The sequence below is a fragment of the Micromonospora sp. NPDC007271 genome (assembly GCF_040634005.1).
GTDB lineage: Bacteria > Actinomycetota > Actinomycetes > Mycobacteriales > Micromonosporaceae > Micromonospora.
This window is the reverse complement of sequence record NZ_JBEYER010000058.1, coordinates 1-19,245: the sequence shown is the minus strand read 5'-3', so window position 1 is coordinate 19,245 and position 19,245 is coordinate 1. Positions and strand designations below refer to the sequence as shown.

17 protein-coding genes are annotated in these 19,245 nt (G+C 73.1%); 5 read left to right on the top strand and 12 right to left on the bottom strand.

What is annotated here, in order from left to right:
* Positions 1–48 precede the first annotated feature (48 nt).
* The 4 genes from ABZ570_RS20945 to ABZ570_RS20930 form a co-directional block, all read right to left on the bottom strand.
* Positions 49–843: a polyprenol monophosphomannose synthase gene (locus ABZ570_RS20945; protein ID WP_358065948.1), complete on the bottom strand. Its 795-nt coding sequence runs from the start codon at positions 841–843 to the stop codon at positions 49–51.
* 40 nt (positions 844–883) lie between these two features.
* Positions 884–2,434 carry an apolipoprotein N-acyltransferase gene (lnt, locus tag ABZ570_RS20940; RefSeq protein ID WP_358066029.1) on the bottom strand — a complete coding sequence of 517 codons (1,551 nt, stop codon included), beginning with the start codon at positions 2,432–2,434 and terminating at the stop codon, positions 884–886.
* A gap of 152 nt (positions 2,435–2,586) precedes the next feature.
* Positions 2,587–3,270, bottom strand: a complete 684-nt coding sequence (locus tag ABZ570_RS20935; protein ID WP_358065945.1) for an ABC transporter ATP-binding protein — start codon at positions 3,268–3,270, stop codon at positions 2,587–2,589.
* Complete coding sequence (locus ABZ570_RS20930) at positions 3,267–4,304, bottom strand: ABC transporter permease (protein ID WP_358065942.1); 1,038 nt, start codon at positions 4,302–4,304, stop codon at positions 3,267–3,269. Before ABZ570_RS20930 ends, ABZ570_RS20935 begins: the two co-directional genes overlap by 4 nt.
* A 218-nt stretch (positions 4,305–4,522) precedes the next feature.
* Here ABZ570_RS20930 and ABZ570_RS20925 point away from each other — a divergent pair, with 218 nt between their 5' ends.
* Genes ABZ570_RS20925 through ABZ570_RS20915 form a run of 3 tightly spaced genes read left to right on the top strand, consistent with a single transcriptional unit; the run spans position 4,523 to position 7,698 of the window.
* A complete protein-coding gene (locus ABZ570_RS20925; protein WP_358065939.1) occupies positions 4,523–5,722 on the top strand; it encodes a sensor histidine kinase in 1,200 nt (399 codons plus the stop codon).
* Positions 5,719–6,354, top strand: a complete 636-nt coding sequence (locus ABZ570_RS20920; RefSeq protein WP_358065936.1) for a response regulator transcription factor — start codon at positions 5,719–5,721, stop codon at positions 6,352–6,354. The genes ABZ570_RS20925 and ABZ570_RS20920 overlap by 4 nt, the downstream gene beginning before the upstream one ends.
* Before the next feature lie 54 nt (positions 6,355–6,408).
* On the top strand, positions 6,409–7,698 hold the full coding sequence (locus tag ABZ570_RS20915; RefSeq protein WP_358065933.1) for a low temperature requirement protein A: 1,290 nt from the start codon (positions 6,409–6,411) through the stop codon (positions 7,696–7,698).
* A gap of 428 nt (positions 7,699–8,126) precedes the next feature.
* Here the strand turns inward: ABZ570_RS20915 and ABZ570_RS20910 are convergent, their stop codons facing one another.
* The 6 genes from ABZ570_RS20910 to ABZ570_RS20885 all read right to left on the bottom strand — a co-directional run bounded on the left by ABZ570_RS20910 (position 8,127) and on the right by ABZ570_RS20885 (position 14,868).
* Positions 8,127–9,467, bottom strand: a complete 1,341-nt coding sequence (locus ABZ570_RS20910) for a glutamate mutase L (RefSeq protein ID WP_358065930.1) — start codon at positions 9,465–9,467, stop codon at positions 8,127–8,129.
* Positions 9,464–9,856, bottom strand: coding sequence for a hotdog domain-containing protein (locus tag ABZ570_RS20905; RefSeq protein WP_358065927.1), 393 nt, complete (start codon positions 9,854–9,856; stop codon positions 9,464–9,466). The genes ABZ570_RS20910 and ABZ570_RS20905 overlap by 4 nt, the downstream gene beginning before the upstream one ends.
* Positions 9,853–10,614 (bottom strand): OAM dimerization domain-containing protein, encoded by a 762-nt coding sequence (locus ABZ570_RS20900; RefSeq protein WP_358065924.1) that lies wholly within the window; start codon positions 10,612–10,614, stop codon positions 9,853–9,855. The genes ABZ570_RS20905 and ABZ570_RS20900 overlap by 4 nt, the downstream gene beginning before the upstream one ends.
* Positions 10,611–12,170: a lysine 5,6-aminomutase subunit alpha gene (locus ABZ570_RS20895; RefSeq protein ID WP_358065921.1), complete on the bottom strand. Its 1,560-nt coding sequence runs from the start codon at positions 12,168–12,170 to the stop codon at positions 10,611–10,613. The genes ABZ570_RS20900 and ABZ570_RS20895 overlap by 4 nt, the downstream gene beginning before the upstream one ends.
* A 72-nt stretch (positions 12,171–12,242) precedes the next feature.
* Positions 12,243–13,814 (bottom strand): amidohydrolase, encoded by a 1,572-nt coding sequence (locus ABZ570_RS20890; protein ID WP_358065919.1) that lies wholly within the window; start codon positions 13,812–13,814, stop codon positions 12,243–12,245.
* A 4-nt stretch (positions 13,815–13,818) separates the two neighbouring features.
* On the bottom strand, positions 13,819–14,868 hold the full coding sequence (locus ABZ570_RS20885) for a zinc-binding alcohol dehydrogenase (protein ID WP_358066026.1): 1,050 nt from the start codon (positions 14,866–14,868) through the stop codon (positions 13,819–13,821).
* Between the two features lie 157 nt (positions 14,869–15,025).
* Between ABZ570_RS20885 and ABZ570_RS20880 the strand changes: the two genes are divergently transcribed.
* Complete coding sequence (locus ABZ570_RS20880; RefSeq protein WP_358065916.1) at positions 15,026–16,432, top strand: lysine 2,3-aminomutase; 1,407 nt, start codon at positions 15,026–15,028, stop codon at positions 16,430–16,432.
* A gap of 129 nt (positions 16,433–16,561) precedes the next feature.
* Here the strand turns inward: ABZ570_RS20880 and ABZ570_RS20875 are convergent, their stop codons facing one another.
* Together ABZ570_RS20875 and ABZ570_RS20870 are read right to left on the bottom strand one after the other, a co-directional pair.
* On the bottom strand, positions 16,562–17,377 hold the full coding sequence (locus ABZ570_RS20875) for an alpha/beta hydrolase (RefSeq protein ID WP_358065913.1): 816 nt from the start codon (positions 17,375–17,377) through the stop codon (positions 16,562–16,564).
* Between the two features lie 12 nt (positions 17,378–17,389).
* Positions 17,390–18,055, bottom strand: a complete 666-nt coding sequence (locus ABZ570_RS20870) for a DUF4097 family beta strand repeat-containing protein (protein ID WP_358065910.1) — start codon at positions 18,053–18,055, stop codon at positions 17,390–17,392.
* Between the two features lie 236 nt (positions 18,056–18,291).
* On the opposite strand from ABZ570_RS20870, the gene ABZ570_RS20865 reads away from it, so the two are divergent.
* Positions 18,292–19,041, top strand: coding sequence for a helix-turn-helix domain-containing protein (locus tag ABZ570_RS20865; protein WP_358066023.1), 750 nt, complete (start codon positions 18,292–18,294; stop codon positions 19,039–19,041).
* The last annotated feature ends 204 nt before the right edge of the window (positions 19,042–19,245 follow it).

Genomic DNA, 19,245 nt, shown 5'->3' with positions numbered 1-19,245 from the left:
CTTCAGCCACGGGCGTCATCACGCTCCTCCAGCATGACACGCCGGCGTTCACGGCCAACGGGCCAACTCGTCGGGCATGCCCCGCCGGACCGCCGGGCGCCGGTCCCGCAGCCCCCAGCTGGTGATCCGCCACAGCGCCTCGGCCATGATCAGCGGACTCATCTTGCTGTCGCCGTGCTCCCGCTCGGCGAAGGTGATCGGCACCTCGACGATCCGCATCCCGGCCCGGTGCGCCAGCCGGGACAGCTCCACCTGGAACGCGTACCCCTGTGAGCAGACCGAGTCCAGGTCGATGGCGTCCAGCGCGGTCGACCGGTACACCCGGTAGCCGCCGGTGGCGTCGGACACGGGCATGCCCAACGCCAGCCGCGTGTACAGGTTGGCGCAGCGGGACAGCAGCAGCCGCCGCAGCGGCCAGTTCAGCACCCGCGCCCCGCGGGTCCACCGGGAGCCGATCACCACGTCGGCGTCGCGGGCGGCGGCCAGCAGCGCCGGCAGGTCCTCCGGGGCGTGCGAGCCGTCGGCGTCCATCTCCACCACCGCGTCGTAGCCGCGCTCCCGCGCCCAGGCGAAACCGGCCAGGTAGGCCGCGCCGAGGCCTTCCTTGCCCTGCCGGTGCAGCACGTGCACGTGCGGGTCGGAACGGGCCAACGCGTCGGCGATCGCGCCGGTGCCGTCCGGACTGTTGTCGTCGGCGACGAGGACGTCCACGGCGGGCGCGGCCGTGCGGACGCCCGCGATGATCCGGCGGACGTTGTCGGCCTCGTTGTAGGTGGGGATGACCACGAGCACCCGTCCCACCCCGGGATGCCCGGACGTCCGCCGCTCGGCTGCCACACCCACCGTTCTACCGCCCTTCCCGCCGGCGTGCCGGCACCTCGCCCTACCCGGCGGCGACCTCCCGGCGGCGGCGCAGCACCGTCGCCCCGGCCAGGGCCGCGACGGCGAGCGCCGCGAGGGCCACCTCCGGCCACACCCCCGCCCGGGTGGCGGCGGTCCGCCCCTCCCCGAGCCGCATCTGCCGGACCACCACCGCCGCGGTGTTGAACCCGGTGGCACCGTCTACCCGCCCGTCGGGGGTAACGAACCCGGACACCCCGACCGTGGAGGCCATCAGCGCGGCCCGGCCGTGCTCGACGGCGCGCAGCCGCACCATCGCCAACTGCTGGCGGGCCTCCGCCACGTCGAAGGTGGCGTTGTTGGTCTGCACCACCAGCACCTGCCCACCGCCGGTGACGGTGTCCCGGACGAGGCCGTCGTAGGCGACCTCGAAGCAGATCACGTCGCCGACGGTGACCGCTCCGGCGTCGATCACCCCGGCTGTGGTGCCGGGCACGAAGTCGGAGCGGACCCGGTCGACCTCGGCGCTGACCATCCGCGCGATTTTGCGCAGCGGCACGTACTCGGCGAACGGCACCGGGTGCCGCTTGACGTACATCTGGTCCAGGTCGACGCCGCTGCCGGGCCGCCACAGCAGGCCGGCGTTGCGGACCTGCCCGACGTCGGGGCCGAGCAGCACCGCGCCGACCAGGACGGGCGCGCCGATCGCCTCGGCGGCCTGGGAGATCCGGTACCCGGCGTCCGGGTTGCGCAGCGGGTCGATGTCGCTGGAATTCTCCGGCCACACCACCAGGTCGGGGCGGCGTTGCGCGCCGGCGGCGACCTGCTCGGCCAGTTTCAGGGTGGCGTTGACGTGGTTGTCGAGCACGGCCTGCCGCTGGGCGTTGAAGTCCAGCCCGAGGCGGGGCACGTTGCCCTGCACGATGGCGACGGTCACCTCGTCCCCGCCACCGGGCACGCCGGCCGGCACCACCGGTGCGGCGGCGAGCAGCGCGGCCAGCGCGGCCGTGACCCCCGCCACAGGCCGCCACTGCCCGGCCGGCCGGCGCCAGTCCCGCCACGCGGCGGTGACCAGCAGCCCGCCGGCCACCGCGACGGCGCAGGTGACCAGCGGGGCGCCGCCGAGCGCGGCCAGCCGCAGCAGCGGGGAGGTGTCCTGGCTGAACGCCAGCCGCCCCCACGGGAAGCCACCGAACGGGGTGCGGTCGCGCAGCGCCTCCTGCCCCACCCACAGCACGCCGGTGAGCAGCGGCCACCCGACCCGGTACCGGTCGGCCAGCGGGGACACCCAGGCGGTGGCCGCGCCGAGCAGCGCGAGGTACCCCGCCTGCAGCAGGGACAGCAGGATCCACGGCAGGTAGCCGGTGTGCAGGTTGGTCCATTCCAGCAGCGGCGCGAACAGCGCCACGCCGGTCAGGAAACCCAGCCCGGCGCCGGCGCGCAGCCGCCGCCGGTGCGCCGCCGCGGCCAGCAGCGCCACCCCGACCGGGGCGAGGGTCCACACCCCGTACGGGGGGAACGCGGCCAGCAGCGCCAGCCCGGCCAGCACGGCCAGCGGCGCGGCCACCCGCAGCGGCAGCGGGCGGGCTCCCACCGTCTCGCGTACCCCCTCCGGGGCACTCACCTCTTCCCGGTCGAGCGTCGTCACCGGCGCCTCATCACGATCACGCGCCGAAGGCTACCCGGCCGGGCGGCGCCGCCGCCGGTGGCGCGGCCGCCGAACCCGCGCCCACCGGCGGCGGCGGGTCAGCGTGCTGGGGCCGGTACGCGCAGCCGACCGTCGTGCACCTCGACGATCCGGTCGACCGCGGCGAGGTGGGTGCGGTCGTGGGTGACCAGGACGGTGGCGGCGGCCTGCTGGTGGGTGAGGCGGACGATCAGGTCGATGACGGCGGCGCCGCGGTCGTGGTCGAGGGCGCTGGTGGGTTCGTCGACGAGCAGCACGGTCGGGTCGTCCATCAGGGCGCGGGCGATGTTGACGCGTTGACGCTGGCCGCCGGAGAGCTGGTGGGGGCGCCGGCCGGCCTCGGCGGCGAGGCCGACGGCGTCGAGCAGTTCCATCGCCCTGGGCCGGGCCCGGGCCGGGGACCGCCCGCCGATCTGGGCCATGACCTGGAGCTGTTCGACGGCGGTGAGCGAGGGCAGCAGGTTCGGCTGCTGGAAGACGATGCCGATGCGGCGGCGACGCAGATCGGCCAGTTCCGCCCGGGTCAGGCCGGTCGTGGCGGCGCCGTCGATGGTGACGGTGCCGGCGTCGGGGGTGATGAGGGTCGCGGCGACCGCGAGGAGGCTGGACTTGCCGGAGCCGGACGGGCCGACGACGGCGGTGAGGCTGCCCCGGGGCACGTCGAGGGTGACGTGGTCGAGGGCGGTCAGCCGACCCGCCCCGTCGGGGTAGGTGAGGGTGACGTCGGTCAGGTTGAGGCTCATCGGGCGCTCCCCAGGGCGGTCAGCGGGTCGACGGAGGTGATGCGGCGGATGGCCAGGGCGGCCCCGAGCGCGCCGAGGACGACGATCACGGCGGCGGGTACGCCGACCGTGGCGGGGGTGAGCAGGAACGGCACGGCCGTCGCCGCGACGGCGGCGCCGAGGGCGGCGGCGACGCCGGTGCCGACGAGGGTGCCCGCGGCCAGCAGGACGACGGCCTGGCCGAGCGCGTCGCGCAGCAGGTTCGCGGTGGAGGCGCCCAGCGCCTTCAGCACGGCGACGTCGGCGCCGCGTTGGATGGTCCACACGTTGAAGAACGCGCCGATGACCAGGGCGGCGATGGCGAACAGGAAGCCGCGCATCAACTGCAGCGAACCGTTCTCGGACCGGTACGAGCCGATCGCGGACAGCGAGTCGCTGGTGGTGACGGTCCTGGTGCCGGTGGCCGCGTCGGCGGCCTCGACGTCGACGTCGGGGGTGGTGCTCAGGGCGACCACGGTGGCGGTCGGACCATCGGCCGCCCCGGACGGCGGCGCCACCTGCCGCCACGTGTCGAGGCTGACCCAGACCACCGGAGTGTGGCTGTAGGAGGCGTCGCCCCGAACGGCGGCGACGGCCAGCCTCCGCCCGGCCAGGGTGACGCTGTCACCGGCCCGCGCGTCGAGGTCGTCGGCGGCGGACGTGGACAGCACCACCGACCGGTCGTCGATCCGTGCGCCGTCCGGAGCCAGCGCGGAGCCGGGAAGCACGCCGAAGGCGGTCACACCGACGCCCAGGTCACCCGCCGTGGCCCTGGTGACGGTGATGCCCAACGGCTCGGCCCGGGCCACCCCGGGCACCTCGGCCCACCGCCGCCACTGCCTTTCGGTGACCGTGGAGTCGGCGTACGACAGGCTCTGCCCGCCGGCAGGCGCGTTGAAGGCGATCCGGTCCGCGGGCAGGTCGGTGATCGCGGAGACGTTCTGGCGGCCCAGCCCGGCGGTGAGCCCGGACAGCAGCCCGACCAGGGCGCTGATGAGCGCGACGACGGTACCCATCAGGGCGAATCGCCCTCTGGCGAACTTCAGGTCTCTCCACGCGACGAACACGATGGTCCCGGCCTTTCTCGTCGGAAGCGGTGCCGGTCCAGCGTCGCCGCGCGGGTGTGGTGGCGGCATCTGGCCGAGGATCGGACTTCCCGGGTCGAACCGTGGCGGCCGGATTGCATCTTTTGGTAGAGGGCGACGCCCTGGGCAGCGCCTAGGCTGGAAGGACCGTGAACACCACCGCCTCCACCTCCACCCCGGGCGTCCGGGCCCTGTCCTGGTGCCTGCACCTGCTGGTCGCCGGCCTCCTCGCCCTGACCGCCGGCCGTGCCGTGGCCACCGCCGCGCCGCACGCGGCCGGTGTGGTCGCCGCGGCTGCGCTGCTGGCGCTGGTCTACGCGGCCGGTGGGCTGCTGCGGCGCGCCCCCACCGCGCACCGGGCCGCCGTCGGGTGGCTGGCCGCCGTGGGTGCCCTGTGGGTGGTGCTGCTGGCGCTGTCCGCCGACGCGGTGTGGCTCGCGTTCCCGCTCTACTTCCTGCACCTGCATCTGCTGCCGCGCCGGGCCGGGCCGGGGGCGGTGGCCGCGACCGCGCTCGCGGCGATCCTCGCCTTCGCCGCCCACCGGGGGTCGTTCGCCCTGGCCACCGCCGTCGGACCGGCCCTCGGCGCGGCGGTGGCGGTGGCGGTGGTGTGGGGGTACGAGGCCCTGTACCGGGAGAGCGAGCGGCGGCGCCGGCTGATCGAGGAACTCACCGCGACCCGGGCGGACCTGGCCGCCGCCCAGCACACCGCCGGGGTGCTGGCCGAACGCGAACGCCTGGCCCGGGAGATCCACGACACCCTCGCCCAGGGGCTGTCCAGCATCCAGTTGCTGCTGCGCGCCGCCGAGCGGGCGCTGCCCGACGGGACCGGCAACGCCGCCCGCTACGTGGAGCAGGCTCGCCAGGCGGCCGTGGACAACCTCGCCGAGGCCCGCCGCTTCGTCACCGCTCTCACCCCGCCGGCCCTGCAGGACGCCACCCTGGCCGGCGCCCTGCGGCGGCTGAGCGCCACCACGTCCACCCGCCACCGGTTCGCCGCGCGTTTCCACGTCGTCGGCGAACCGGTACCGCTGCCGACGGCACACGAGGTCGCCCTGCTGCGCATCGCCCAGTCCGCCCTGGCCAACACGGTCCGTCACGCGCAGGCCAGCGCCGCCGAGGTCACCCTCAGCTACCTCGACGGCCAGGTGACGGTGCGGGTCGCCGACGACGGCATCGGCTTCGAACCGGCCGCCGCCGGTTTCGGCCTGGCCGCCATGCGCGCCCGCGTGCACGCCCTCGGCGGCACCCTCGACGTCACCTCCGCCCCCGGGCAGGGCACCACCGTGACCGCCCGCCTGCCCGTCACCGCGCCCGTGCCCGACGTCGAGCCCGAGGTGAGCCGGTGACCGACGCCGACATCCACCTGCTGGTGGCCGACGACCATCCGGTGGTGCGGGCCGGACTGCGGGCCGTGCTGGAGACCGAACCCGGCCTGCAAGTGGTGGCCGAGGCCGCCACCGCGGAGGAGGCCGTCGCCCGCGCCGCCGCCGGTGACATCGACGTCGTGCTCATGGACCTGCAGTTCGGTCGAGGCATGAACGGCGCGGAGGCGACCGCCGCCATCACCGCGCGGCCCGGCGCGCCCCGGGTCCTGATCGTCACCACCTACGACTCCGACGCCGACACCCTGCCGGCCATCGAGGCCGGCGCCATCGGCTACCTGCTCAAGGACGCCCCGCCCGAGGACCTGGCCGCCGCCGTGCGGACCGCAGCGCAGGGGCGTACGACGCTGGCCCCGGCGGTGGCCGACCGGCTCATGAGCCGCCTGCGCGCCCCCGCCACCGCCCTGACCCGGCGGGAGACCGACGTGCTCGTGCTGGTCGCCGAGGGGCTGTCCAACCGGGCCGTCGCCCAGCGGCTGCACCTCACCGAGGGCACCGTCAAGTCGCACCTGGCCCGGATCTACGCCAAACTCGGTGTCGACTCCCGCACCGCCGCCGTCGCCACCGCCGCCAACCTCGGCCTCATCCGCCGCTGACACTTCCGCGGCTTTTGTGCCGCCGTGACCGGTGCGGCTGACAGACTCGGCAGCATGAGCGCCGGCCGCTGGCGGGGTCGGATCCTGCCTGCCGCGCCAGGGTCCCGGGCCACCCGCCTGGAGTTGTTCTACGACCTGGTGTTCGTGCTCGCGTTCCTCAACGTCACCACCCTGCTGTCGGAGAACCTGAGCGTACGCACGCTGCTCGGCGGGCTCGAGGTGCTGGCCCTGCTGTGGTGGTGCTGGGCGTCCTTCGCCGCACTCGGCAACGTGGTCCGCACCGACCAGGGCGTGCTGCCGCTGGTCGGCGCGGTCACGGTGGTCGCCCTGTTCGTGCTCAACCTGAGCGTGCCGCAGGCGTTCACGAACCGTCCCGGCGGGCCGCCCGGCCCGCTCGTCTTCGCCGCCTGCTACCTGCTCATCCGGGCGGTGCAGGTGCTGGTGCTGCTGACCCGCGCCGACGCGCCGGGCCGCGCGGCCGCCCGGTACGGTCTGCCGCTGCTGGCCAGCGTGACGCTCATCGTGATCGCCGGGGCGCTGCCCGAGCCGCCGGAGGTCGGGCCGACGTGGCGGCGGGTGGCGCTGTGGGCGGCCGCCGTGGCCATCGAGTTCACCGCCGGCGGCCGCGTCCACAGCGTCGGCATCGCGGTGGTCTCCGCCGCCCACTGGGCGGAGCGGTACGCGCTGATCCTGCTGATCGCGCTCGGCGAGTCGATCATCTCGCTGGGGCTGGGATCCAAGCCGATCACCGGCCCACCGGCCAGTTGGGCGGTGATCGTGGCGTCGATACTCGGCGTCACCACCATCGCGGCGCTGTGGTGGATGTACTTCGACACCCTGGCGCCCGCCCTCGAGCAGCAACTGCACCGCACCCGCGACCCGGGCGCGCGGGCGGCCTACGCCCGCGACGTCTACACCTACCTGCACCTACCGTTGATCGCCGGGATCATCATGTTCGCCCTCGGCCTGAAGCGCTACCTCGCCGTGATCGCCGATCCGCACGGGGATCCGTGGCGGGTGCGGGCGCTCGGACTGGACTACCGCGTGCTGTTCGCCGGCGTGATCGTCTACATCGTGGGCCTGCTGGCGCTGTGGGTGCGGGCCAGCCACCGGCTGCGTCTGCTGCCGGCGGTGACGGTGGTGCTCCTCGCCGTCGTGCTGCTGCCCGCCGGCCGGTTGCCGGCGGTCGCCGGCCTGGCGGTGCTCGCCGTGGCCTGCGTCGCGCTGGTGCTGGCCGGGCTGCGCGCCGGTGACCCGCTGCGCCGTCAGGTGCGGCAGGTGGCGCTCAGCGAGCAGATCGCCGCCGAGCAGGAGCAGTCGGAGTGGCGCCGCCGCCATCTGTGAGCCGCACAGGGCCATCGTTGAAGCGAAAATCGGGGCGCGGCTTGCGCCGCGCCCCGATGCTCCCAGGCCCTTCCCGGCCGGTGGGGCGAGGACGACCGGCGCCGACCTTCGGACCGACCGGACGTGGACTGGCTGCCCCCGCCTGGCCGTTGTCTACTGGCCGTGCCTTTCACCCTGCCCGTACACCGGTAACCGCGGCCGGTTCGCGCCGCCCCGCCGACCCCCGCCCGCTGGACCTGGCCGCCGCAACCGCTCGGGTCGCTCGGCCAGCGGACGAAGGGACGAAGCGAACAACAGCCGCTTCCCGTGGTAGGACTCAAAGACGGTACGGCGTGCACCCCCGCCGCTGTCAACCCACCCCGGCCTGTCGTGTGTTGCGCCACGGCGTGTCGCGTCGGCGCGTCTCGATCCGTACCGCTGCGGTGGGGTCAATCCGCGCCGAGATGGCGGCGCAGCAACCCGGCCGCCGCCCGCGGATGGTCGGCGGCGAGCAGCCCACCGGCCGCCAGGACGTAGTCCACGTCGACGACGGCGCGGGCGGCCCGGGGCAGCGGCCAGCCCCCGGCGTGGTCGCCGAGCACCGCGGCGAGCACCCCGACGGCCTCGGCGGCGGCCGCGTGCCGCAGCACCCCGCCGGAGCCCACCACCAGCTTCACGTCCCGCAGGTCCCGGCCCGCGCGTTCGCCGGTGGCCGCGCCGCGGGCGTGCCGGCGCACCGCCACCGTCGCGGCGAGGGCGGCGATCCGCCGGTCGGCGACCCGGTCGGCGTCGCCGGCGGGCAGGAAACCCGGGTCGCCGGCCCGCACCGCCGCGGCCGCGGTCAACTCCTCGGCCTCCCCGGCGGTGATCAGGCGTTCCTCGACGGCGGCGCGGACCACACCCGGGGCGCTCCACCGCATGCCCAGGTCCCCCTCGACGGTGCGGGCCCGCCACAACGTGCCGGCGACCTCCCGGCCCGGCCCGCTGTCCCGCTCGTCCGGGGTGAGCACCGAATACACGTCGGTGGTGGCGCCGCCGACGTCGACCACCACCAGGTCCCCGCCGAGCGCGTCGGCGAGCACCTCCACCCCGGTGAGCACCGCGTCGGGGGTGGCCGCCCGCACCAGCCGGGTGAAACGGCCACCCCGGGACAGCTTCTTGCCGCCGATGACGTGCCGCAGGAACACCTCCCGGATCGCCGCCCGCGCCGCCGCCGGCGCCAGCACCCCGATCCGGGGCAGCACGTTGTCGGCGGCCGTGACCGGCACCTTCGCGGCGGCCAGCAGCCCGTGCAGGTCGTCGCGGACGTCACTGTTGCCGGCCAGCACCACCGGCACCCGCCAGCGGGCCTTCGCCAACCGGGTCGCGTTGTGCGTCAACACCTCCGCGTCCCCGCCGTCGGTGCCACCCACCAGCAGCACCACGTCCGGGCGGGCGGCCCGCAGCGCGGCCAGGTCGGCCCCGCCGAGCCGGCCCGCGGCCACGTGCACCACGTTCGCCCCGGCCGACAACCCCACCCGCCGGCCGGCCTGCGCCGTCACGAGCGGCTCGTAGCCGATCACGGCCAGCCGCAACCCACCCCCGGCCGACGAGCACACGTACCAGGGCACCTCGCCGCGCGCCCCCGCGTCGGCGGTCGCCGCCGCGACGGCCGCGTCCAGGCCGTGCAGCACGTCCGTGCCGACCGTCGTCGGCGCCGACGCCGCCGCGACCAGCCGGCCACCGTCCAGGTCGACCACCGCCGCCTTCGTGTACGTCGACCCGACGTCGGCGCAGACAGCGACGTTCACGTCGCCGCGGGCACGACCACGGTGCCGGTCGCGGTGACCGCCACGATCGGCACCGCCAGCACCTCGGCGGCCGACTCACCCTGGTCCGGGCGGCCCCGGCACACCACCCGCGCCTCGAAGTCGATGGTGCGGCTGCGGGTACCCACCCGGGTCACGGTGGCCACCACCTCCAGCACGTCCCCGGCCTTCATCGGCGCCTTGAACTGCACGTCCGAGTACGAGGCGAACAACCCCTCGTCACCGTCGGTGCGGATGCACACCTCGGTCGCGACGTCACCGAACAGGCCCAGCGCGTACGCCCCGTCAACGAGGTTCCCCGCGTAGTGGGCGTGCGAGTACGGCACGTACCGGCGGTGGACGACGGTCAGACCGACCCGGGAATCACTCATGCTCTCGCCTTCTTCTCGGTGATCAGGGCGTGGACCAGGTAGCTGGCGACCTCACCGGGGGTGGTGCCCCGACCGAAGATCCGGTCCACCCCCAGCTCCTCGGTCATCGTCTCGTCGAACCGGGGCCCACCGACGACCAGCAACGGCCGCTTCCCCGCCGGCATCGCCTCCCGGAACGCCGCCGACATCTCCCGCGTGTTGTGCAGGTGCGCGTCACGCTGGGTCACCACCTGCGACACCAGCACCGCGTCGGCCCTCTCCCGCCGGGCCGCCTCCACCAACTCCGGCACGCTCACCTGCGCGCCCAGGTTGGTGACCTTCAACTCCCGGTAGTACTCCAGGCCCTTCTCCCCCGCGATGCCCTTGACGTTCAGGATCGCGTCGATGCCCACAGTGTGCGCGTCCGTGCCGATGCACGCCCCCACCACCGACAGCTTGCGCCGCAGCCGCTGCTTCACCACCGCGTTGACCTCCTTGGCCGACAGCAGTGGGAAGTCCCGCTCCACCACCTGCACCGCCGACAGGTCCACCAGATGGTTCACCCGCCCGTACACCACGAAGAAGGTGAACTCGTCACCCATCTGCTTCGCGTGCACCAGCATCGCCGGGTCGATGCCCATCCTGTTGGCCAACTGGACCGCCGCGCCCTCGGCCCGCTTGTCGTGCGGCACCGGCAGCGTGAACGACACCTGCACCATGCCGTCACCGGTGGTGTCCCCGTACGGCCGGACGATCTTCTTCTCCGTCGGGGCCGTCACGCCGCCGCCTCCAGGATCTCCGTGGCCGGGTTGTAGTAGTCGGCCTCGTGCCTCGCCACGCCGTCGAGGCCCTTGCCGCGGTCCGCGGGCCGCTTCATGATCCCGAACGTGCCCTCGGCGATCGCCGTCAGCAACGACTGCTCACCGATGCGCTCCAGCAACCCCACCGCCTCGGACAGCACCCGATGCGCGCGCTGCTGGATGAACCCGCCCGGCGCGGGCACGAAATCCTCGTGCAGCCCACCCGCGGCGCCCAGCACATACCGGACGTTCTGCAGGGCGATGTCCCGATCGGACAGCCACGGCGTCACCACCGCCTCGGTCATCATGCCGACCAGCAGGATGCCCTGCCCGGTCATGGTGCCCACCAGGTTGAAGAACCCGTCCAGCAGGTTGCCGCGGAACACGTCACCGGTCATGTGCTTCGTCGGCGGCATCCACTTCAACGGCGCGTCCGGGAACAACTCCCGCGCCAGCAGCGCGTGCGCCAGCTCGAGACGGAACGACTCCGGCAGATCCGGGTTGATCTCGAACGCGTGCCCCAGGCCCAACTGCCAGTCGGCCAGCCCCGCCTCGTGCGCGAAGTACTCGTTGAGCAGCTGCGACACGGTCACCGTGTGCGCCTCGTCGACCGCGTCCGCGGTGGTCAGGTAGTTGTCCTCACCGGTGTTGATGATGATCCCCGCCCGGGCGTGCACCTGCCGGGAGAACCGCTGGTCGACGAACGTGCGGATCGGGTTGATGTCGCGGAACAGAATCCCGTACATCGAATCGTTGAGCATCATGTCCAGCCGCTCCAGGCCGGCCAGGGTCGCCATCTCCGGCATGCACAGGCCCGACGCGTAGTTCGTCAACCGCACGTACCGGCCCAGCTCCTTCGACGACTCGTCCAACGCCGCCCGCATCAGCCGGAAGTTCTCCTGCGTGGCGTACGTGCCGGCGAACCCCTCCCGGGTCGCGCCCTCCGGCACGTAGTCCAGCAGCGACTGCCCCGTCGACCGGATCACCGCGATGATGTCCGCGCCCGCCCGCGCCGCCGCCTGCGCCTGCGGGATGTCCTCGTAGATGTCACCGGTGGCCACGATCAGATAGACCCACGGCCGCTGCTTCGGATCCCCGTACCGCTTGATCAGCCGGTCCCGCTCCGCCCGCCGCCGGTCGATCAGCCGGACACCCGCGGCGACCGCCCGGCGCGCCGCCCTGCGCGCGGCGGTGGCCGCCTTCCCGGTCGGCACCGTGAACCGCACCGACCCGGCCGCCGCCTTCTGCGCCAGCAACGTCACATCGGTGATCTGCTCCCGAACGAGGGCGTCGAACACCGGCACCGCCACCCCGTGCCCCAGCCCCACATCGGCGACCACCGCGTCGACGAGCCGGTTCACCCACGGAATACCATCCGGGTCCGCGCCGGTCACCCCCGCCAGCCGCAGCACCGCCCGCTCCACCGACACCGTGGTGTGGCTACGCGCCAACTCCACCACCGGCTGCCCGGCCCGGCGCGCCAACTCCCGCGCCCGCACCACCAACGCCGGGTCCAGCCCAAGTTTTCCGGTCACGCCGTCACCTCGCCCCGCTCGGCGACGCCGTGCCGGCGCCTCGCTGTACCGATGGTTCGCTCGCAAGCTCGCTCACGCACTACCTTCCTCATAGATCACGTCACCGCGCAGCACCGTCGCCCGGCACACCGGCAGCGGCGTCGGATCGTCCGCACCCCGCAACTCCGGATCCTCCGACTCCAGCACCGGCAGCCCCCGCCGCGCGCCCGCCGGAGCCGACCACACCGCGAACGTCGCCGGCGCCCCCAACGCCAGCACACCCTCGTTGTCCAGGTGCACCGCCCGCCACCCACCGCGGGTGTGCGCGGCGAACGCCGCCCGCACACTCATCCGCTGCGCCGGATTGTGATGCGCCGCCGCCGCCCGCACCGAACCCCACGGATCCAACGGCGTCACCGGCGAATCCGAACCGAACGCCAACGACACCCCGACCGAGTGCATCGCCCCCATCGGGTTGGACTCCAGCGACCGGGACAGACCCAACCGCGACTCGTACATGCGGCCCGCGCCACCCCACAACCGGTCGAACGCCGGCTGCATCGACGCCACGATCCCGTACTCCACGAACCCGGCGATCAGCCGCTTGTTCATGATCTCCGCGTGCTCGACCCGGTGCCGGGCCGCCCGCAGCCGATCCACACCCAGCTTCTCCGCCGCACCCGCGAACCCCGCCAACACCGTGGAGATCGCCGCGTCACCGATCGCGTGGAAACCGCCCTGCAGCCCGTACGCCGCACAGTCCAACAGATGGTCACGCACCTGCTCGGCGGTCAGATACCCGTGCCCGCACCCCCCGGGCTCCTCGTCCAGGTACGCCTGCGACACGTGCGCCGTCCGCGACCCCAACGCCCCGTCGGCGAACAGGTCACCACCGGCCCCCACCGCCCCCAGCTCCCGGGCCCTCGCCGCACCCAGCAGCTCACCCCAGTAGCCGTACACCTCAGGCACCCCGTCGCCGGAAATCGCCAACAGGCCGGTGAAGTCCTCCTCGTCGGAAATCTCCGGGCCACCGCACTCGTGCACCGCGGCGATACCCAGCGACGCCGCATGCTCCAGGGCCTGCCGCTGCGCGGCGACCCGCTGCGCCCGGGTCACCGACCCGAACGCCGCCGCCCGCACCACATGATGCGCGTCCCGCCGCACCCAGCCCGACGGGTCGTACCCGGCCGCGGCCGCCACCTCCGGACACGCCGCCAGCAGCGCCCGCGACACCAACGCCGAGTGGATCGACGCCTGCGACAGGTACACCCGCCGGCCCCCGGCCGCCCGATCCAACGCCGCCGCGTCCGGCAGCGCCCGCTCCCCCCAGTTCGACTCGTCCCAGCCGTGCCCCAGCACCACCGCGTCCGCCGGCAGACCGGCCGCGAACGCCGACACCGCGTCCAACAGCTCACCGGCCGACCGCACCCCGGACAGATCCAACCCCGACAGCGCCAGCCCGGTGTCCGTGGCGTGCACGTGCGCGTCCACGAACGCCGGCGTCACCAGCGCCCCCGCCAGGTCCACCACCCGGTCGGCGGCCGGCGCCTCCGCGTCCACGCCCAACCAGACGATCCGCCCGTCCCGCACCAGCAGCGCCGTCGCGCTCGGGTCGGCCGGACAGTGCAGCATCGCGCCGCGATACAGAGTCGAGGGGTTCGTCATGATGTCAGTCTGCCGCCAACCGCGCCTCGAACAGACGCCGCACCCCCGGCTCGGTGCGCAGCAGATCCAGCGCCAACTCCGCGTGCCCCGGCACATACCCGTTGCCCACCAGCATCGTCACATCCGCCGCCAGGCCCTCCGCGCCCAGCGCCGCCCCCGCGAAGCTCGTCGCCATCGAGAAGAAGATCACCGTGCCGCCGTCCGCGGTGGCCAGGATCGCCCCATGCTCACAGCCCGGCACGTCCACGCACACCACCGTCACGTCCGCCGGCGACCCCAACGCGGTCGTCACCGCCGTGGACAACCCCACCGGATCCCGGGCGTCGGCCAACGCGACCGCGTCAGCCAGCCCGGCCGCCCCCAGCGCGTCCCGCTCCGCCGGCACCGGCACCACCCCGACCGTACGGCCGGCGCCCGCCCGCCGCGCCGCCGCGAGCGACAGCGACCCGCTCTTGCCGGCCCCACCGATCACCGCCACCCGCACCGGCCGGGCGTCCCCCTCCCGCGCCCGGTCGGCCACCTGCCGCGCCACCACCCGCGCGGTCAGCGCCGGCGCCCCGCACACGTCCAGCACCGCCAGGGACAGCTCCGGGTGCAGGTCCGCCGGCAGCACCGCCGCGATCGAACGGGCGAACAGGACCGCGTACCCGTCGCACGGCACCTGCTCGCTGCGCCCGTCCCACCGGGCCAACCCGTCCAGGATCGTCAGCGGCGTCAGCGTCAGCGACACCAGCGTGGCCACCCGGTCACCCGGCTTCAGCCCCAGCGGAGACCGCCGCCCAGCCTCCTCCACCGTGCCGATCAGCATGCCACCCGACCCGGTCACCGGGTTCTGCATCTTCCCCCGGGTCGAGATGATCTCCAGCACCTCGGCGCGGACCTTCTCCCCGTCACCGCCGTGCTTCTCCGACAGCTGCCGGAAACTCGCCGCGTCCAGATTCAGCCGCTCCACCCGGATCCGCACCTCGTTCGAGGCGATCCGCGGATCGGCGTCCAGGCGCCAGGCCGCCTGCGGCAGCACCCCCGCAGGTTCCACGACGCGGTGCAGACCCACCGGTGACGTCACGCCCAGCCCCCTCCGTCAATCCGCCCGAACCCCCTGACCAGGGCTCGCCTCGCGGGAAAACTTCCGGCAGACTAATTTCTTCACCGGATATTTTCCAGTAGCCTTCGGGACCATTGATCAACCCGCACCGCAACGAGGAGGGGCCGTGACCCAGACCCAACCGGTGGAGACCATCCCTGCGCCCCGCCCCGCGCCGGCTGCGGTCCCCACCGCCGGACAGCCGTACGACTACCGCCGCAGCCCGCTGGTCGAGCCCGACTGGACCCGCTTCCCCGGCTGGCGCCACGTCACCCGCGAACAGTGGGAGAACGCACAGTGGCAGCGGGTCAACTGCGTCAAGAACATCAAGCAGCTCCGCACCGTCCTCGGCGACCTCGTCGACGAGACCTTCTACGCCGACCTCGAGGCCGACCAGAAGGCCCTGGCCACCATGTCCATGCTGGTGCCCCCGCAGATGCTCAACACCATGGTGCCGTTCGCGCCCATGACCACCGAGGCCTTCCTCGCCGACCCGGTCCGGCGCTACATGATCCCCGTCGCCTCCGACCGGCGCACCGACTGGCCCTCCCACCCGTACGCCAGCCGCGACAGCCTCCACGAGCACGACATGTGGGTCGCCGAGGGCCTCACCCACCGCTACCCGACCAAGGTCCTCGCCGAACTGCTCTCCACCTGCCCGCAGTACTGCGGCCACTGCACCCGCATGGACCTCGTCGGCAACTCCACCCCCGCCGTCGACAAGCTCAAGCTCACCCTCAAGCCCGTCGACCGCTACGACGCCCACATCACCTACCTCAAGGCCCACCCCGGCGTCCGCGACGTCGTCGTCTCCGGCGGAGACGTCGCCAACGTGCCGTGGAAGAACCTCGAGTCCTACCTGATGCGGCTGCTCGAGATCGAAACCATCCGCGACATCCGGCTCGCCACCAAGGCCCTCATGGGCCTGCCCCAGCACTGGCTCCAGCCCGACGTCGTCGAAGGCCTGGAGCGGGTCGCCCGGACCGCCGCCCGCCGGGGCGTGAACCTGGCCATCCACACCCACGTCAACCACGCCCAGTCGCTCACCCCGCTCGTCGCCAAGGCCGCCCAGACCGCCCTCGACGTCGGCGTCCGCGACGTCCGCAACCAGGGCGTGCTCATGCGCGGCGTCAACGCCACCGCCAAGGACCTGCTCGATCTCTGCTTCGCCCTGCAGGGCGAGGCCGGCATCCTGCCGTACTACTTCTACATGTGCGACATGATCCCCAACGCCGAGCACTGGCGGGTCCCCGTCTGGCACGCCCAGCAGCTGCAGCACGACATCATGGGCTACCTGCCCGGCTACGCCACCCCCAGGATCGTCTGCGACGTGCCCTTCGTCGGCAAACGCTGGGTCCACATGCTCACCGAGTACGACCGCGAGCGCGGCATCTCCTACTGGACCAAGAACTACCGCACCTCGATCGAGTCCGCCGACCTCGAAGCGCTCAACAAGCGCTACGCCTACTACGACCCGATCGACACCCTGCCCGAGCCCGGCCAGGCCTGGTGGGCGGCCCACCGCGACGACTGACCTGAACACCCGTTGCCCGGGCACCTGGTGGAGGTGCCCGGGCAACGGATGGTCCCGGCACGGACGGCCGCGGCTCCCAGATCCGGCCGACCCGTTGGCGGCGCGCCCGGCGACCCGGTGATCGTGTCTTCAGTGCCCCTTGCGATCGAGCGCGGCAACCTCGCGTACGGCCTCGGCGATGGCCGGGGAGTCCTTCCGCAGGATCGCACCGTGGTTGCTGGCGACCTTCGCGCTCACCTTGATGTTCGGATTGCGGGCGCACACCCCATCGAGGCTGGCGCGGATCCGTTCCTGCTCGTCACCGCGGCTTCCGAAGGACGTCCCCGAAGCAACCACGTACCGCGCCGGGACGGCGATGTTGTCCAGCACAGGGCCCAGCTCGCGCTCGCGGGAGAGCTTACCGAGTTCGATGTTGCTGTCGGCCTGCTGTGCGGCGGTCATCCGTGGGGCCAGGCCGGCCGGGCGCAGCAGCGGCATGAACCAACCCATCCGCCGAAACAGCTTCCGGATCCGCTCCGCCATGGCCTCGTCGAGCCAGTCGTACGGGAACGCGCCGTCAACCAGGACCGCGCCCAGGGTACGGTCCGGATTCCGGCTGGCCCAGTGCGCCGCGACGACCGCTCCGTAGGACCAGCCCACCGGCAACGCCCGGTCCACGCCCCTGGCCGCGAGAACGGCATCGACATCCCGGACGGCGACCTCGAAGGAATAGTCCGCCGAACACCGCGATTTGCCGCGAGCCCGCTCGTCGTAGGTGATGTGCCGCCACCCCGTCCCCAGCTCAGCGATGACCCGCCGCCAGTACCCCTGAGTGGCGAACTGGCCATTGAGGTAGACCACAGGGATACCGGGACCGCCGGTGTCGGTGACCGCCAGGGCCGTGTCGTCGACCGACACCATGCCGGTCCACGTCGAACTGGTCGAGGAAATGCCGCTTCTCGTCATGTTTCTGCTCCGTCAGAGGCTGCGGGCGGTGATGTCGCCGTGGGAGGTGGTGGCGCGGATGTCGAGTTCGGCGGTCCCGTCGTTCTTGAGGGCGTTGCTGATGCGGCCGTAGCCCGTGCCGGCGTCCAGGGCGGCCGAGACGCCGGCGGCGGCGGTGATCGAAATGTCGCCGGACTGGGTGTGGAGCACGACACTGCCGCGCGCGGCCTCGGTGATCCGGATGTCGCCCCTTGCGGTGCTGATCTGCGCGGCGCCGTTCAGCCGGCCGACCTCGACGTCGCCGTCGATCGCAGTGAGGCGGACGCTCGCGGCCTCGTCGATCTTGATCCGGCGGTACGCGCCTTCGAAGGCGACGTCGCCGAGGCGGCCGACGCCGCGGAGTTCGGAGCTGGTGGCCTTGGCCTCGATGCGGGAGCCGGCGGGCAGCTGAACGGTGACCTCCAGGGATCCGGAGGGGCCGACGAGCTGGTTCTTGGGCTCGGGGGTGTGGATCCGCAGGACGCCGTCCGCATAGGCGACGGTGGTCTGCTCGGCGGTCTGGACGTCGCGGCTCTTGGTGGGGTTGGCGGGCAGGACCTCGACGGTGGTGTCGGCGCGGTCGGCGGCGATGAACTGGATGCGTCCGGCGGGGATGTCCAGGACGGCGGAGATCGGGGCGGGGGTGTCGAACTTCTGCATCGTGCTCTCCCGTGCGCGTTCGTTGTTTCTGATGCCAGAAACGCTACGTTGCTTTCCTAAACCCTGCAACGTGCTCGTTGCACTGGAAGTGCATTTTCCCAGGTCAGGCCAATGACATTGTTGCAACCGCCTCGTTTTTAATGCAACGACGACAGCCGCTCGCGTTGCAATGGGTGAGAAGTGAACGCTATGGTGGCGGGATCAGGGACCACCAGCGGATCACCAAGGAGATCGCGATGCCGGGAGGCAGGCTCACCCAGCAGGAACGCCAGCAGATCGCGCTGGGGCTGGCCGACAGCCTCCCCTACGCCGAGATCGCCCGACGCCTCGGCCGTCCAACCTCGACGATCACCCGTGAGGTGATGCGCAACGGCGGCCCCACCGCCTACCGCGCCGACCTCGCCCACCACGCCACCGAGCGCCGCGCTCGCCGCCGCAGGCCCGCCTCCTCCCGAGAGTCGGTGTCACTCCCCCGGCCACCCGGACGCGACGCCGAGGCCGTGGCCGAGTACGAGGAGAAGCTCACCACCGTCCTCCTGGCTTCGGGCCTGCCCAAGATGGCGGCGAGAGTGCTGACCTGCCTGTTCACCACCGACGCGGGCAGCCTCACCGCGGCCCAACTCGCCCAGCGCCTTCAGGTCAGCCCGGCGTCCATCTCCAAAGCGATCGCCTTCCTGGAGAGCCAGAGCCTCGTCCGCCGAGAACGCGACGAACGCCGCCGCGACCGCTACGTCGTCGACGACGAACTCTTCTACCAGGCGACGATCGCCAGCGCGCGATCCAACGACCAGCTCGTCGAAACCGCACGCCAAGGCGTCGCCATCCTCGGCCCCCGCACCCCCGCCGCCCACCGCCTGGAGAACATCGCCCGCTTCCTCGACTTCATCAGCGAAAGCATCACGCGCGCCGCCGAGCAGGCCCGCGAAGTCCTCCACACCAAACCCGGAACCGCCTCAACCGCACCGCCCAACCACGTCCACCGATAGGCAGCCGTCTCGACCGTCACAGCCAGGAGACGAAGCGGCTGCTCCGCCAGCGCGGCCAGCACGAACAACACCAGGGAACGCGGGACAACCACCCCGCGGCCCTGTCCGGCGCCGCACGACCCGGCCAGCACTCGATCACGCGGCGGCGGCCCCCGGGACTGCCGTTGCCCGTGCCCGCCCGATCCGGTCAGCTGCCGCGCGAGC